Source organism: Actinoallomurus sp. CA-150999 (assembly GCF_050942425.1).
Classification (GTDB): domain Bacteria; phylum Actinomycetota; class Actinomycetes; order Streptosporangiales; family Streptosporangiaceae; genus Actinoallomurus.
The window spans coordinates 7,558,992-7,572,954 of the sequence record NZ_CP192063.1 but is presented as its reverse complement, the minus strand read 5'-3'; the positions used below and the strand labels follow the sequence as shown (position 1 = coordinate 7,572,954).

The 13,963-nt window shown below is 69.6% G+C and carries 11 protein-coding genes; 6 read left to right on the top strand and 5 right to left on the bottom strand.

Going from position 1 to position 13,963, the window contains the following annotated elements; translation table 11 throughout:
• Window positions 1–254: 254 nt before the first annotated feature.
• A complete protein-coding gene (locus tag ACQP2O_RS35045; RefSeq protein ID WP_433172675.1) occupies window positions 255–1,373 on the top strand; it encodes an alkaline phosphatase family protein in 1,119 nt (372 codons plus the stop codon).
• Between the two features lie 102 nt (window positions 1,374–1,475).
• Here ACQP2O_RS35045 and ACQP2O_RS35040 read toward each other — a convergent pair whose 3' ends face one another.
• Entirely contained in the window at window positions 1,476–2,642 is a 1,167-nt protein-coding gene (locus ACQP2O_RS35040; protein WP_433172673.1) for a Fic family protein, read from the bottom strand.
• A gap of 212 nt (window positions 2,643–2,854) precedes the next feature.
• Here ACQP2O_RS35040 and ACQP2O_RS35035 point away from each other — a divergent pair, with 212 nt between their 5' ends.
• Window positions 2,855–3,703 (top strand): hypothetical protein, encoded by an 849-nt coding sequence (locus tag ACQP2O_RS35035; RefSeq protein WP_433172671.1) that lies wholly within the window; start codon window positions 2,855–2,857, stop codon window positions 3,701–3,703.
• Between the two features lie 159 nt (window positions 3,704–3,862).
• Entirely contained in the window at window positions 3,863–4,639 is a 777-nt protein-coding gene (locus ACQP2O_RS35030) for an SAM-dependent methyltransferase (protein ID WP_433172669.1), read from the top strand.
• Between the two features lie 24 nt (window positions 4,640–4,663).
• Here ACQP2O_RS35030 and ACQP2O_RS35025 read toward each other — a convergent pair whose 3' ends face one another.
• Window positions 4,664–5,524: an amidohydrolase family protein gene (locus tag ACQP2O_RS35025; RefSeq protein WP_433172667.1), complete on the bottom strand. Its 861-nt coding sequence runs from the start codon at window positions 5,522–5,524 to the stop codon at window positions 4,664–4,666.
• 73 nt (window positions 5,525–5,597) lie between these two features.
• On the opposite strand from ACQP2O_RS35025, the gene ACQP2O_RS35020 reads away from it, so the two are divergent.
• The 3 genes from ACQP2O_RS35020 (at window position 5,598) to ACQP2O_RS35010 (ending at window position 9,172) form a co-directional block, all read left to right on the top strand.
• Entirely contained in the window at window positions 5,598–6,437 is an 840-nt protein-coding gene (locus tag ACQP2O_RS35020) for a PaaX family transcriptional regulator (protein ID WP_433172666.1), read from the top strand.
• A 313-nt stretch (window positions 6,438–6,750) separates the two neighbouring features.
• On the top strand, window positions 6,751–8,166 hold the full coding sequence (locus tag ACQP2O_RS35015; RefSeq protein WP_433172664.1) for a phenylacetate--CoA ligase family protein: 1,416 nt from the start codon (window positions 6,751–6,753) through the stop codon (window positions 8,164–8,166).
• A 100-nt stretch (window positions 8,167–8,266) separates the two neighbouring features.
• Entirely contained in the window at window positions 8,267–9,172 is a 906-nt protein-coding gene (locus tag ACQP2O_RS35010) for a hypothetical protein (protein ID WP_433172662.1), read from the top strand.
• Window positions 9,173–9,205: 33 nt separating this feature from the next.
• Here ACQP2O_RS35010 and ACQP2O_RS35005 read toward each other — a convergent pair whose 3' ends face one another.
• The 3 genes from ACQP2O_RS35005 to boxC are packed head-to-tail and all read right to left on the bottom strand — an operon-like array spanning window position 9,206 to window position 13,838.
• Window positions 9,206–10,792, bottom strand: coding sequence for a benzoate-CoA ligase family protein (locus ACQP2O_RS35005; RefSeq protein WP_433172660.1), 1,587 nt, complete (start codon window positions 10,790–10,792; stop codon window positions 9,206–9,208).
• An 18-nt stretch (window positions 10,793–10,810) separates the two neighbouring features.
• Complete coding sequence (boxB, locus tag ACQP2O_RS35000; RefSeq protein ID WP_433172658.1) at window positions 10,811–12,220, bottom strand: benzoyl-CoA 2,3-epoxidase subunit BoxB; 1,410 nt, start codon at window positions 12,218–12,220, stop codon at window positions 10,811–10,813.
• Between the two features lie 4 nt (window positions 12,221–12,224).
• A complete protein-coding gene (boxC, locus tag ACQP2O_RS34995) occupies window positions 12,225–13,838 on the bottom strand; it encodes a 2,3-epoxybenzoyl-CoA dihydrolase (protein WP_433172656.1) in 1,614 nt (537 codons plus the stop codon).
• Window positions 13,839–13,963: the final 125 nt, after the last annotated feature.

Genomic DNA, 13,963 nt, shown 5'->3' with positions numbered 1-13,963 from the left:
GACGCGCTCGCGATCGCACCGGAGCAGGCCGCGGGTGCGCTCGCGATCGCGCTGGAACAGGCCGCCGGGCGCGTTGACCCCTGCCCGGCATGCGGGCGCCCTGGCCGCCGGCCAGATCGGAGTCCGTACGCTGAACGGCCACGTACCCGCCGGTAGGCAAAGCCTTCCGGAACATCGCAGGCCCGGCGTTGCCGCGCTTCGGATCCGGGGAGAGCCTCGGCATCGGCGACATAACCCCACCCGTTGGAGACGCCGTGTTCCGTTCCCGTATCGCCGCGTTGCTCGGCCTCACTCTCGCCGTTCCCTTGGCCGCGTCCGCTCCCGCGAACGCCGCCGCCGGACTTCCCCGCCCGGACCATGTGGTCGTCGTCGTCATGGAGAACCACTCCTACTCCGAGGTCATCGGTAACTCGTCCGCTCCGTACATCACCTCCCTGGCGGGCCGGGGAGCGAACTTCAGCCAGTCCTTCGCGGTGACGCACCCGAGCGAGCCCAACTATCTGGAGCTGTTCTCCGGCTCCACGCAGGGCGTCACCGACGACAGCTGCCCGCACACCTTCTCGGCCGCCAACCTCGGCTCCGAGCTCATCGGCGCCGGGCTCACCTTCACCGGCTACTCCGAGAGCATGCCGTCGAACGGCTACACCGGCTGCACGAGCGGCACGTACGCGCGTAAGCACAACCCCTGGGTCAACTTCACGAACGTGCCGGCCGCCGGCAACCTCACCTACGCCTCGTTCCCCAGCGACTACACCACCCTGCCCACGGTCTCCTTCGTCGTGCCGAACCTGTGCGACGACATGCACGACTGCTCCGTCGGCACCGGCGACACCTGGCTGAAGAACAACGTCGACGGGTACGCCCAGTGGGCCAAGACGCACAACAGCCTGCTGATCCTCACCTGGGACGAGGACGACAGCAGCATGAGCAACCAGATCCCGACGGTCATGGTCGGCGCCGGCGTCACCCCGGGCACCTACAGCGAGCACATCACGCACGACAACGTGCTGCGCACCGTCGAGGACTTCTACAACCTGCCGTACGCCGGTAACAGCGCCGGCGTCAGCCCGATCACCGACGTGTTCGGGGGCGGCGGCGGCCAGAACACCATCACGGTCACCAACCCCGGCAGCCAGTCGACCAGGAAGGGAACCGCGGCCTCGCTGCAGATCCAGGCGAGCGACTCGGCCGCCGGCCAGACCCTCACCTACCGGGCCTCCGGCCTCCCGAGCGGCCTGTCGATCAACTCGGCCACCGGCCTGATCACCGGCACGCCCACCGCGACCGGCACGAGCACGGTCACCGTCACGGCCACCGACACCACCAACGCCTCCGGCTCGGCGACCTTCACCTGGCGGATCACCAAGCGCTGACCACCCACCAGACCGTTGAGTGGAGGTTCGGGCCGATTCCGCCCGAACCTCCACTCCAACGGCTGTGATCAGATCGCGATCAACTGGGTCGGCGCGGGAACATCATTCCGGGTAAGGGGCGACCAGGGTCATCGGTGTGCGCGCCACATCCAACGCTTGCTCGGGAAAACGATCACCGGCCGTGTAGTACCGCGCCCTTGTCCGCCCAACGGATGTCAGCACGCCGGAAGCCACGAGATCGCGCAGGTCGCGCTGCGCCTGCTGCAGACTCAGACCCTCGGCATGTTCGTAACGCAGGCGGCGTACCCTGCCGGTCATCGCCACGTCGTGGAGCGCGGATACGACGCGCTCGTCCATTCCCTCGGCCTCGGCGAAGTCGGACAGGACTCCCCAGACCCGACCGGAACGCTCGAGTCGGTTGCGAACGGTCTGGGCCTGCTGGTGGTACGCCGTGAGGTTGAATCGCACCCAGCTGCTCACGTCCTGGTCGGGAAGGTACTCCGCGCCGCGCCGGGCGAGCTCTCGGTAGTACTCCCAAGTGTTTCCCGGCCGCCCCAACCACGCCTCGATCGACGAGAACTCCGGCGCGAGCGTGCCCTCGCGCGCGATCATGAGTGTCTGCAGGGAACGCGACATCCGGCCATTTCCGTCCGCCCAGGGGTGGATCGACACCAGGTGAAGGTGCGCCATGGCGGCCCGTACCAGCGGATGGGCGTCGTCCTTCGTGTTCAGCCAGTCGATGAGTTCACCCATCAGCCGGGGAACCTCGCGCGCATCGGGTGCCGTGTAGGCGGCGATGCTCGGGTCCCGGGCGTCGGTGACGTAGACCGGACCCTTGCGCCACTGGCCGGCAGGCTTGCGCGGGGTATGACGGTGCCCTTGAAGCATCCAGTGCAGCGCGTTCAGCAGTCCCTTGCTGTAGCAGAAGTCCTCGGCGTCGAGGAGGGTCTGGATATAAATCATCATGCGCTGGTAGGCGAGCGTCTCCTCGCGGTCCTCTTCGGAGACGTCGACGTCGCGCTCCCCCTCCATGAGGTCTTCGACATCGACCGTCGCCACCCGGAAGCCCTCGATCGAGTTCGACGCGGCGACGGCATCGGCGGTGAGGAACTTCGGCAACCCCTCCGTCCACTTCGTCGGCGTCGCCCGTACCTGATGACGCAACTCGAGGCGCATGCGCTCGATTGCGTCCAGGACGCGTTCGTCGGCGGTGGCCAGCACAGGAGTCGGAAACAGCATGTGCTCATGATAGGGTGACGTAATCACCACGTCAAACACTCCGGCCGTCGGCCTCTGGGGCGTCCGAGGGGTGTTCGGGGCAAGTGGTGACGATAAGGGTCGGTCAGGAATACGGAAAGCGACGATCGGTGGCTTGTTTCCGTTTCGTGATCATTGTCGGGACAACCGGGTGATGAAGAGGTTCGTCCTCTCTCTCGCGTGAAGATCACGCGAATCCATCATTCGACCCACAGGTGATTACTTTGCGACGTATCACCCTCGGCATCCTCAGCGCTTCGGCGGTGATGTGCACGCTCACAGCCGTGCCGCCCGCGCTGGCCGAAACGGCGGCTCCTGGCGCCTCTCAGGCGCGACTCGACCAGAGGCCGCTCTCCTTCAGCCGCTTTACCGTCTCGTACGACCCGTACGGGAATGTTACGGCCGACGGAGCTCTGCGCAGCGATTCCGCCATTTCTGACGCGCTGCCGCTCACGATCGAGTACTCGCCCAACGGGAAGACGGGCTGGTCCGTCAAGAAGACCGTCAATGCGGACACGAGCGCCAACGCGTTCCACGCCGCTCTCAACTACCTGGCGTCCGGCTACTGGCGGGCGCGGTTCGCCGGTGACACGACCTACCAGGCGGCGACCAGCCCGGTGCGCAAGGCCTGGCGCTGGCGGACCGAGATCCACTCCTTCAAGGTCTCGCCGAAGAAGGTCCGCAAGAAGGGGTACGTGACGGCGAGCGGCCGGCTGATCCGCTGGACGACGATCAACAAGCACGGCGGTTACTCCGGCCGCAGAGTCCGGATCATTTTCCGGTTCAAGGGCCAGAAGACCTGGTACCACCTCAAGTGGACCAAGACGAACAGCAAGGGTTACTTCAAGCAGAAGGTCCACGCGTACGGCAGCGGTTACTACGCCGTCCTCTTCGCCGGTGGCAAGGACACGTTCGCCACCTCGTCGGACAACACGCCCTACGTGAAGACCTACGGCATCGGCGGCGGGTCCGTCGCGGCGCAGGCAGCTCCCGGTCCGGTCGTGACCTGGACGCCGTCCTCGTCGTCGGCGGTGTCCGCCACGGCTCCGCTGCTCTCGGCCCGCCGGGACTGATCGGAGACACCGGGCCTCTCGAGGCCGACCGGGCGTCGCCCGTCCACCACCATGGACGGGCGGCGCCCGTGTCGCAGTGGCCCGACGTCCGCTACGTTGATCATGATTCGTGAGGGAGACTCATTGCCTCGGCCGGCGAGTGAACGAGAAGGGGGCCCGATGACGATGGACGCGATGGTCCCGGACGGCCTCGACATCGCCACCCCGAACGTGGCCCGCATGTACGACTACTTCCTGGGCGGCAAGGACAACTTCGCCGCCGACCGCGAGGCCGCGAGCCGGATCCTGAAGGTCTTCCCCGACACCCCGGTGGCCGCGCGCGCCAACCGGGACTTCATGCGCCGAGCCGTGCGGCACCTCTCCGCCGCCGGGATCTCCCAGTTCCTCGACGTCGGCTCGGGACTGCCGACGCAGGGCAACGTGCACGAACTCGCCGCCGACGCGCGCGTCACCTACGTCGACAACGATCCGATGGTGCTCTGCCACGCGCGGGCCCTCCTCGGAGGCGCGTCCGACGTCTCGATCATCCAGGCCGACCTCCGGGACCCCGAGTCGATCCTCGGCCACCGCGACCTGAACCTTGACCTCTCCCGGCCCGTGGCGCTGCTGCTGGTGGCCGTGCTGCACTTCGTCACGGACGACGAGGCGCCGTACGACATCCTCGCGCGGTTCCGCGACGCGCTGCCCTCCGGCAGCCACGTGGTGATCTCGCACCTGACCACCGAGGGCGTTCCGGAGGAACACGTGCGGGCCGGTCGCGCGGCGTACCAGAACGCGACCGCCCCGATCGTGCCCCGCTCGCGCGAGGGCATCCGCCGGTTCTTCGACGGCCTCGAGCTGGTCGACCCCGGGCTCACCCGCATCGCGGAATGGCGTCCGGACGATCCGAACACGCCACGCTCGCACGGTTTCGCCGGCGTCGCCCGCAGGCCCTGACCGCGTCTCCCCGGCCCGCGCGGGTCACTCTGGAACGTCGAGGCCGTACACCCGGATGGCGTTGCCGGCCAGCACGAGGGCGGCGGTCCCCTCGTCCGGGCAGAGTGCGGCGACGGCGCGGGCGTTGGCCGCGATGCCCGGCACACCGGGCCAGTCGGTGCCGAAGATGAACCGCCGGGACAGCCGCGCGAAATCGTAACGACCGTAATACTCGGGCAGCCGGCGCGGTGGCAGTCCGGACAGCTCGATCCAGACGTTGTCGCGGGACAGCGCGAGGAACGCCGCCGCGTCGTACCACCAGCCGCGTCCGCCGTGGGCGAGGACGACGTTCAGCGTCGGGAAGTCGCGCAGCACCGCGTCGAGCAGCGCCGGGTCGGCGTAGGAATTGGTGGACCCGGGGAAGCTGCTGGTGCCGCAGTGCACCACGACGGGAACGCCACGGGAGCGGCACACCTCGTACGCCGGGTACAGCGCGCGGTCATCGGCGGCGAAACCGCCGTGCACGGGGTGCAGCTTGAGCGCCACCGCGCCCAGTCCGAGTTGGCGCTCGAGTTCCTCGGCGACGGGAAAGTGGTAGTGCGGGTTGATGTTCGCGACCGCGCGCAGGCGGCGCGGGGCGTGCGCGGTGAGCGGCAGCAGATCCTCGATCGGCTGGATTCCGGTGGTCTTCGGGCTGTACTCGCAGAGCATCAGCGCGATGTCGACGCCTTCGGTGTCGAGGAGTTCGACGAACCTCTCCGGGATTGGTGTGCCGTCGGAGTCGAAGACCCGGTCGAGGACGGCCGCGTCGCCGAACTCGGCGGCCCAGCCTCGCCAGGCGGCCTTGAGCGTCGGCAGACGGGCGGGATGCGTGTGGGCGTCGATGAGCGGCCGGCCATCGAGCACGATGTGTTCCTGCCTTTTTGTCAGCGGGCTCTACAAAGGGTCAATTATGCACCTGGTTTATGTAGAATTAAGTGTGACCGCTCCGCGACCCACGCTGACCCGACGGCATGCCCTGGGCGAGACGAGCGCGCGTTCTCTGCTGCTGACCGTACTGGGGGAGTTCGTCCAGCGGAACCCAGAGCCGGTATGGACCGCGACTCTCGTCGAGGTTCTCGACGAGCTCGGCGTCGAGGAGAAGTCCGCGCGGCAGGCCCTGGCCCGTACGGCGGCCGACGGATGGCTCTCCTCCGAGCGGGTCGGCCGGAGCGTCCGCTGGTCCCTCACCCCTCCCGGGCTGCAGCTCCTGGCCGAGGGCGCGGAGCGCATCTTCACGTTCGGTGCCTCGACCACCCCCTGGGACGGGGTGTGGCTCATCGTCTACGTCTCTGTCCCCGAGTCCAAGCGCCGGCTCCGGCACAAGCTCCGGACGAAGCTGAGCTGGGCCGGCTTCGGCTCGCCCGGACCGGGGATGTGGATCGCGCCGTCGTCGGTGCGCGAGGCGGAGGCGCGTTCGGTCATCGAGGGCCTCGGCCTGCAGTCCGGCGCCATGTCGTTCACCGCGCGGTTCGCCGGGGTCGGCAGCGAGCGGGCGATGGTCGAGCGGGCGTGGGACCTGGAGGGTGTGGCCGCCCAGTACGAGGCGTTCATCGAGACGTTCAGCGGCCTGCGTCCCGCCTCCCCGGAGTCGATCATGCTGGCGCAGACGCGGCTCGTCCACGAGTGGCGGCGGTTCCCGTTCCTGGACCCCCGGCTGCCGTCGGCGCTGCTTCCCTCGGGCTGGATCGGCGATCAGGCCCGCGAGCTGTTCGACGCCCGGCACGGCGAATGGGACGCGGTCGCCCAGCAGCGCTGGCGCTCCCTCGCCGCCGGATAGAACGGTCCGAGAACTCGCCGTTCATCGGCCGTTTTTCCGGGGTCGAGCACCGAAGTTCGCGTTCTCCCAGGTAAGCGGGCATTCCATTCAAGATCATCAAGGGTTATGGTGATCATCGAAATGCTCCACCAACCGAGGGAGAGGATCCCGATGGCGGCAGTGAAGAGCAGTGTCAAGCAGGTCCGGTACGTCATGGGCGCGATGACCGCCGTGTTCTTCGGCTCCTGCAGCGTCTCCTGATCCAGCGGCGTGCGGAGGGCCGCTGCCCTCCGCACGCCACTCCTTTCCCTCGCTGACGCTCTAAGGAGATCAGGTGCTCGAGGCCGGGATTCGCCAGGTGCGGGTGGCGCTGGCCATGGTCCTGGGGCGGCCCATCAATCCACGGCTGGTCGAGCGGCTCGTCGAGGACGCGCTCGCGACGATCGAGGAGTTCGGCTCCCCGGGTGACGACGTCGAGCAGCTGATCGACGGCCCGTTCGCCGACCCGGCCGAACGCCGGGACCTGCAGACCCGCGCGCTGCAACGTACCGCGCGCCGGTTGGCGCGGCGGTCCGTCTTCTACCGGGAGCTGTTCGAGGCGGCGGGCGTCGAGCCGGGCTCGCTGACCCCGGACTCGCTGCGGAACATCCCGGTCACCCGCAAGGCGGATCTGGTGACCCGGCCGCGCGACTTCATCTGCGGCGAACCCCAGATCGTCACCCAGACCACCGGCACGACCGGAGCGCCCGCCCGGGTCTGGCTGTCCCGCTACGAGATCGAGCTGTGGCCCGCGCTGATAGCCCTGTCACTCGTACTGCGGGGCGAGGCCCGGCCCGGCGACTGCATGCAGATCAACATCAGTTCCCGGGCGACGGCCGCGGTGCAGGAGGACATCGAGGTCTTCCGGCTGGCCGGCGCGGCGACCCGGGTGGTCGGTCAGGTGCCGCCGGATGAATCCCTTGATCACCTGCTGGACACCGCCGGGGTCACGCCCACGCTGATCAGTGCCTACCCCAGCTACATCGCCCAGATGGTGTCCGCGGCGCGCCGTCGCGGTCTCGGTCCGGCCGACTTCCGGCTGCGCGGAGTGTTCCTCGGCGGGGAGGTCCTGTCGCCCGCGCTCGCACAGGCGGCGCGCGAGACGTTCGGTGTGGACCAGGTCGGCGACGCCTACGGGATGACGGAGACGCTCCCGGTCGGCGGCCGGATCTGCCGCCGCCACCACCTGCACCCGGATCCGAACATGGGGTACACCGAGGTGCTCGACCTCGAGACCGGGGAGCCGGCCGAACCCGGTCGGCTCGGCACGCTCACCGTCACCCCATATTTCCCCTACCGCGAGTGCATGCCGGTCTTCCGCTACGACACCCGCGACGTCGTACGGGCGCTCCCCGAACGACTCGACTGCGAGCTGGCCGGTATTCCCGCCGTCTCACAGGTCCTCGGCAAGGCGAACCGGCTGCTCAACACGGCGGCGGGCCTGGTCACGCCCCGTGACATCATCGAAGCCCTCGACGAACTGCCGGGTGCGGAGTGGCCGGTGCGCCACCGTGCACAGGTCGTGGACGGGAAGCTGCACGTCACGGTCGTCTCCGAGCATGCGTCCCCGGTGGACGTCACCGAGCGGCTGGGCACCCGGGGGATCGACGCCGTCGCGGAGGTCGTACGCCTCGGGCCCGACGAGGCCCGCGCGCTGTGCCCGCTGCGCTGCGACCTGGAGGAGAAGTCCTTCGTGCGGGGTGCGGCATGAGCGAGCGGAGCGAGCGAATCAATAGCACAGCGCCCCTGATCACTCCTCCGACGCCGGGAGGTCGGCCGGGGTGGGTTGGTCGGGCGAGGAAGGAGGGCGCATGAGCGTGCAGACGCTCTACCTGGCGGGTGTCAACTCCGCGTTCGCGCTGGCGGTGCCGCTCGGCGCGGTGCTGTACTTCCGCAAGGTCCGCGTGCCGCGCCCGCCGGTGGGTACGTTCAACGGCCGAGACATCGCCGTGATGATGGGCTTCGTCCTCGCCCTCCCGTTCCTCTACCTCGCGCTCCCGGGTGCGGCCCTCCCGGTCGTACTGTGCCTGGTCTTCGCCGGTGGGCTCACGGTGGGCTATCAGCCGGTCGTCGCCCGGAATCTCCTCCGGTGGAGCGCGATCCTCGCGCTCCTCGCGACCGACTTCACGAGCCGGCTGCTGCTCGGCGGAAACTCGCCCGTCTACTGGCTGGCCAACAGCTGCGTCGTCGGGCTCATCGTCGTCTCCGCCACGAACCTGAACGTCCAGGGCGGCATGCGGCTGCGGAACATCGCGTGGTTCGTCCTGCTCCTCGGAGCGTACGACCTGACGTTCGCCACGGTGCTGCCGCTCACCCAGCGACTCGCGGACGCCATCCAGGGGTATCCGTTCGCTCCCTCAGCCGGGCTCCGCGTCGGCGACCTCGGTGCCGTGATCGGCATGGGCGACCTCCTGGCGTACGCCTTGTTCACCACGGCGGCGTACAAGGCGTACGGCGCGGCCGGACTGCGTACGGCGCTGCCGTTGGTGGTCGTCTTCGGGGCACTCGCGCCGGCGGTGGCCCCGCCCGTCATCGGCTGGCTGACCGGGCACACTCCCTCGCTCATCCCCGCCCAGGTGTGCTTCGCGCCGGCGGCGTTCATCGGCTACCTCGTGCTGCGGCGGCACGGTCCGGAGCGGCGGATGCGGGACTACCTCGCCCCTGCCGAGGCCCGGCCCACGCCCGCCATGGCGGGCGCCGCGGAGCCCGCCGCCTGACCGTTCGCGCGATACGTGGCCAGAGGCCGTGGGTCAGGATCGGGTCTCGTCGAGGAGGTCGCGTCCGGCGTCGGCCGGGGGAGCGAGGCCGTCGAGCCGCTCGCGGACGAGGTAGCGCTGGATCTTCCCGGTCGCCGTCGTCGGCAGGGACTCGACGAAGTGCACCGCGCGGGGCCGTTTGAACGAGGCGAGCCCGTCGCGGCAGAACGCGATGATCTCCTCGGTGGTGACGGCGGCGCCGGGCGCGCGGACGACGGCGGCGACGGGCTTGTCCAGGCCGTCGCCGTCCGGCAGCGCGACCACCGCCGCCTGGGCGACGCCGGGATGCTCCAGCAGCCGCGCCTCGACCTCGCTCGGGGACACCCAGATCCCCCCGGCCTTGATCATGTCGTTGGACCGGCCGAGGAACCGGTACGACCCGTCCTCGTCGCGGACGTAGGTGTCGCCGGTGCGCAGCCACTCGCCCTGGAACACCTGCCGGGTCACCGCCGTACGGCACCAGTAGCCGGTGGCGATCGAGTCGCCGCGCACGAGCAGGTGACCGGGCGTTCCGGGCGGGACGTCGGCGCCCGCGTCGTCGACGACGCGCACGTCGTACCCGGGCACCGGCATGCCGCTGCTGCCCGGCCGGACCTGGCCCGCGCGGTTGGAGATGAAGATGTGCAGCGCCTCGGTCGCGCCGATGCCGTCCAGGATCTCCACGCCGAACCGCTCGGCGAACCGCCGGAAGATCGGTGCCGGCAGCGGCTCGCCCGCCGACACCGCGGCGCGGACCGGCGCGAACGTCTCGGCGGGCAGCTCGGCGGCGAGTAGCGCGGCGTAGAAGGTCGGCACGCCGAAGAACAGCGTCGGGCGTTCCCGCTCGACCAGCTCGGCGATCAGCGCCGGAGTCGGGCGGCCCGGCTCCAGCACGGCGGACGCCCCGGCGGCGAGGGGGAAGAAGCAGGCGTTGCCGATGCCGTACGCGAAGAAGAGCTTCGGCACCGACAGGCACCGGTCCTCCGGCCGGATGCCGAGCACCTGCGTGCCGTACGTCTCGGCGACGGACCGGATGGAGGCGTGCCGGTGCACGGCGGCCTTCGGCAGGCCGGTCGTCCCGGAGGTGTAGAGCCACAGCGCGCTGGAGTCCGGGTGCGTGTCGTACGGGTCGCCGCCGCCCTCGTCGCCGGCGATCTCGTCGAGCCGGTGGCCTGCCGCCCAGGCGGGCGGGCGCGGCGCGTCGGGGCCGCTGAGGATGAACGCGGCGAGCTCCGGCGCGGACTGCGCGGCCTCCTCGGCGGACGCGGCGAACTCCGGGCTCGCGGCCAGGACCCGCGCTCGTGAGTCGCGCAGCAGCTCGGCCAGGTCCTTGGCGGTCAGCATCGTGGAGACCGGAACCGGCACCGCGCCGACGCGCATCGTCGCGAGGATCAGCGTGAGCAGGTCCGGGCCGTCGGCCATCGACAGCATGACCCGCTCCTCGGGCCGTACGCCGAGCTCGCGCAGGCCGGAGGCGGTACGGAGGATCCGGCTCAGCAACCGCGCGTAGGTCAGCGTGCCGTCCGGTCCGGTGATCGCGATGTGGTCGCCGTCCCCGGCCTCGACGTGCCGGTCGACGAGATACGTGCTGGCGTTGAACACCCGGACTCACGCCCTCGATCAGAGGTGAACGTACTCGTATTCGAACGGCTTGCCGTTGATGCCGTTTCGTGGCGGCTCGAGCCAGCTGGCGATCTTACCGGGCTCGTACACGGGCCGCATGAGAGAAGAGACGAACGCCTTGTCCGTCTCGGTCGGAAGCCAGGCGTCCTTACGTGCCGCCCACTCTTCGTCCGACAGCGGCTCGCCGTCGGGTGAGACGTTGACCTTCGCGAACGCGCCGACGTATCGGTTGAATCCGCGGTGCGGCAGGCGCAGCCGGTGGGGGAGGCCGGAATCGGCCAGGATGCGGTTCCAGCGCTTCACGCCGCTCTCGCAGTCGGCGATGTACTCGTTGCGCAGGTCGGTGTTGAGCGCGGTCAGCGCCTCCACCTCCATCGTGGACAGCTCGCCGTCCACGACCGCGTCGACGTGCGCGCCCCGGTCGGTGAGCCGGTGGTCGTCCTTGCGCCGCTCCTCCTGCCAGCGGCCCTTGATCCCGGCGGAGAAGTAGTTCGCGACGTTCGTCGAGGTCTCCCCGCCGAACAGGTCCAGCGACACCGAGTAGTGGAAGTTCAGGTACTTCTGGATGACGGTGAAGGGGATCGCGCCGTGCGGTCCGGCGTCGTCGGTGTCGTGCTCGACCATGAGCCGCGCGGTGCGGCCCACGACGCGGTCGATGCCGGTGGTGCCCACGAACATGTGGTGGGCCTCTTCCTTCAGCATGAACTCGCACGTGCGTGACAGCGGGTCGAAGCCGCTCTCCTTCAGCGTGCCGAGCTGGTACTTGCCGTCGCGGTCGGTGAAGTAGGTGAACATGAAGAAGGACAGCCAGTCGGGGGTCTCCTCGTTGAACGCGCCGAGGATGCGTGGGGAGTCCTCGCTGCCGGAGTTGCGGCGCAGCAGTTCCTCGGCTTCGGCGCGGCCTTCGCGGCCGAAGTGGGCGTGCAGGAGGTAGACCATGGCCCACAGGTGGCGGCCTTCCTCGACGTTGACCTGGAAGAGGTTGCGCAGGTCGTACAGGCTGGGCGCGGTATAGCCGAGCCGCCGCTGCTGCTCGACGCTGGCCGGCTCGGTGTCGCCCTGGATGACGATGAGCCGCTGCAGCTCGGCGCGGTACTCCCCGGGGACCTTCTGCCAGGCCGGATCGCCCTTGTGCTCGCCGAACGCGATGCGCCGGTCCGCCCGCGGCTCGGCGAGGAAGACGCCCCACCGGTAGTCGGCCACGGGCACGTGCCCGAAGTGCGCCCACCCCTCGCGGCCGACGTTCACGGCGGTGCGCAGGTAGACGTCCTCGGTGGGCAGCTCGGGACCCATCTCCGCCCACCACTGCCGGAACCTCGGCTGCCACGACTCCAGCGCCCGCTGCAGCCGCCGGTCGTCGGCCAGCCCGACGTTGTTCGGGATCTTCTCCTGGTAGTCGGCGTGCATGTGCCTAGACTCGCTTCCGATCGAAGCTCGCTCGTTTTCCGGTGCCGTATCTGCTGAGGGCCCCGTCGGGGCCGGAGGCGCCCGGCCGGTTGAAGATCCAATTCTGCCAGGCCGAGAGCCGCCCGAAGATCTTGGTCTCGAGGGTCTCCGGTCCGCCGAACCGGAGGTTGGCCTCCAAGCCGGTCAGCGCGTCGGGGCTGAGCGACGCCCGCTCCTCCAGGGCGATGCGCACCTCCTCCTCCCAGTCGATGTCGTCCAGCGCGAGCGTGACCAGGCCGAGGTCCTCCGCCTCGCCGGCCTCGACGCACCGCCCGCGCGCGGCGCGGATCCGCTCCAGCGCGGCCTCGTCCCCGTGGAACCGGGCGGCGAGGCGGCTCAGCCCGTTCGCCATGGGGTAGGCGCCGAGGTTCGCGTCGGTCACCACGATCTCCGCGGGTTCGAGGAGGTACTGCCGGTCGCAGGCGAGGGCCAGTTCGAGCAGGGGACCGGCGAAGCAACTGCCCGGCTCGATGAGCGCGACGAGGCTGCGGCTCGTGACGTCCAGCCGCTTCAGCGTCCGCTTGTAATAGTGCCGGATCTCGCGGGCGAGCCAGTCCTTGTCGCTCGTCATCGACTCCTCGTAGGCGAGGACGGCGTCGGCGTCGCCCACGGTCCGGATCGCCCAGGTGCCGCGCTCGGGCTCGTTGACGCGCAGCCACAGGATGAGGTCGTCGAGCTCGCGGGTCATGGCGAGGGGCCAGAAGTCCGCGTCGACGACCTCTGGGACGTCGCCGCTTTTCGGGGCGCGCACCGTGATGGTGACCAGGTCGTCCTCGAGTTCGGCGGTGACGTGCCGGTACGCGACGCGGTCGGCGGTGATCTCCGGTTCGAGCATGGGCAGGGGGACGCCGCGCTCGCCGGTGCGCGAGGACCGCGCCGCCGCCTCCCGCGCGCGCTCGCGGACGGTCTCCTCGAACCTGCTGCGCGGGATCGCCTCGTCGACCAGGCCCCATTCGACGGCGGTCCGGCCCTTGAGCCCCTCCGCCTTCGCGGCGAACACGTCGGCCCGGTCGCGGCGCACCTTCCGCTTGTCCGTGACCCGGGTCAGCCCGCCCGTGCCCGGCAGCACGCCGAGCAGCGGCACCTCGGGCAGGGAAACGGCGGCGGACCGGTCGTCGATCAGGAGGATGCGGTCGCACGCGAGCGCGATCTCGTACCCTCCGCCGGACGCGGTGCCGTTCACGGCCGCGAGGTAGGTCTGCCCGGAGTTCTCGGTGGCGTCCTCGATGCCGCAGCGCGTCTCGTTGGTGAACTTGCAGAAGTTCACCTTCCACGAGTGGTCGGACGCGGCGAGCATACGGATGTTGGCGCCGGCGCAGAAGACCCGGTCGTCCGCACTGGTGATCACCACGGCGCGCACCTCCGGGTGTTCGAACCGCAGCCGCTGAACGGCGTCGTACAGCTCGATGTCGACCCCGAGGTCGTAGGAGTTCAGCTTGAGGTCGTAGCCGGGGCGCAGCCCGCCCTGCTCGTCGACCCGCATGACCAGCCGGGCGACCTCGCCGTCGAGCTCGATGCGCCAGTGCCGGTACAGGTCGGGCCGGGTCTGGAACGAGACCGGTCGCTCGGAGTCGGACATGGGCTTCCCTCCCGGCTCATCATTCTAAGTTTTGTTGGCGCAGCGTCCAGGTTTTGTAGAAAAACATGCGGCGCGGTGCCCGAGGTTGGGCCCTCAAAATGTCAGTGTTCGAACGTATGATCGAA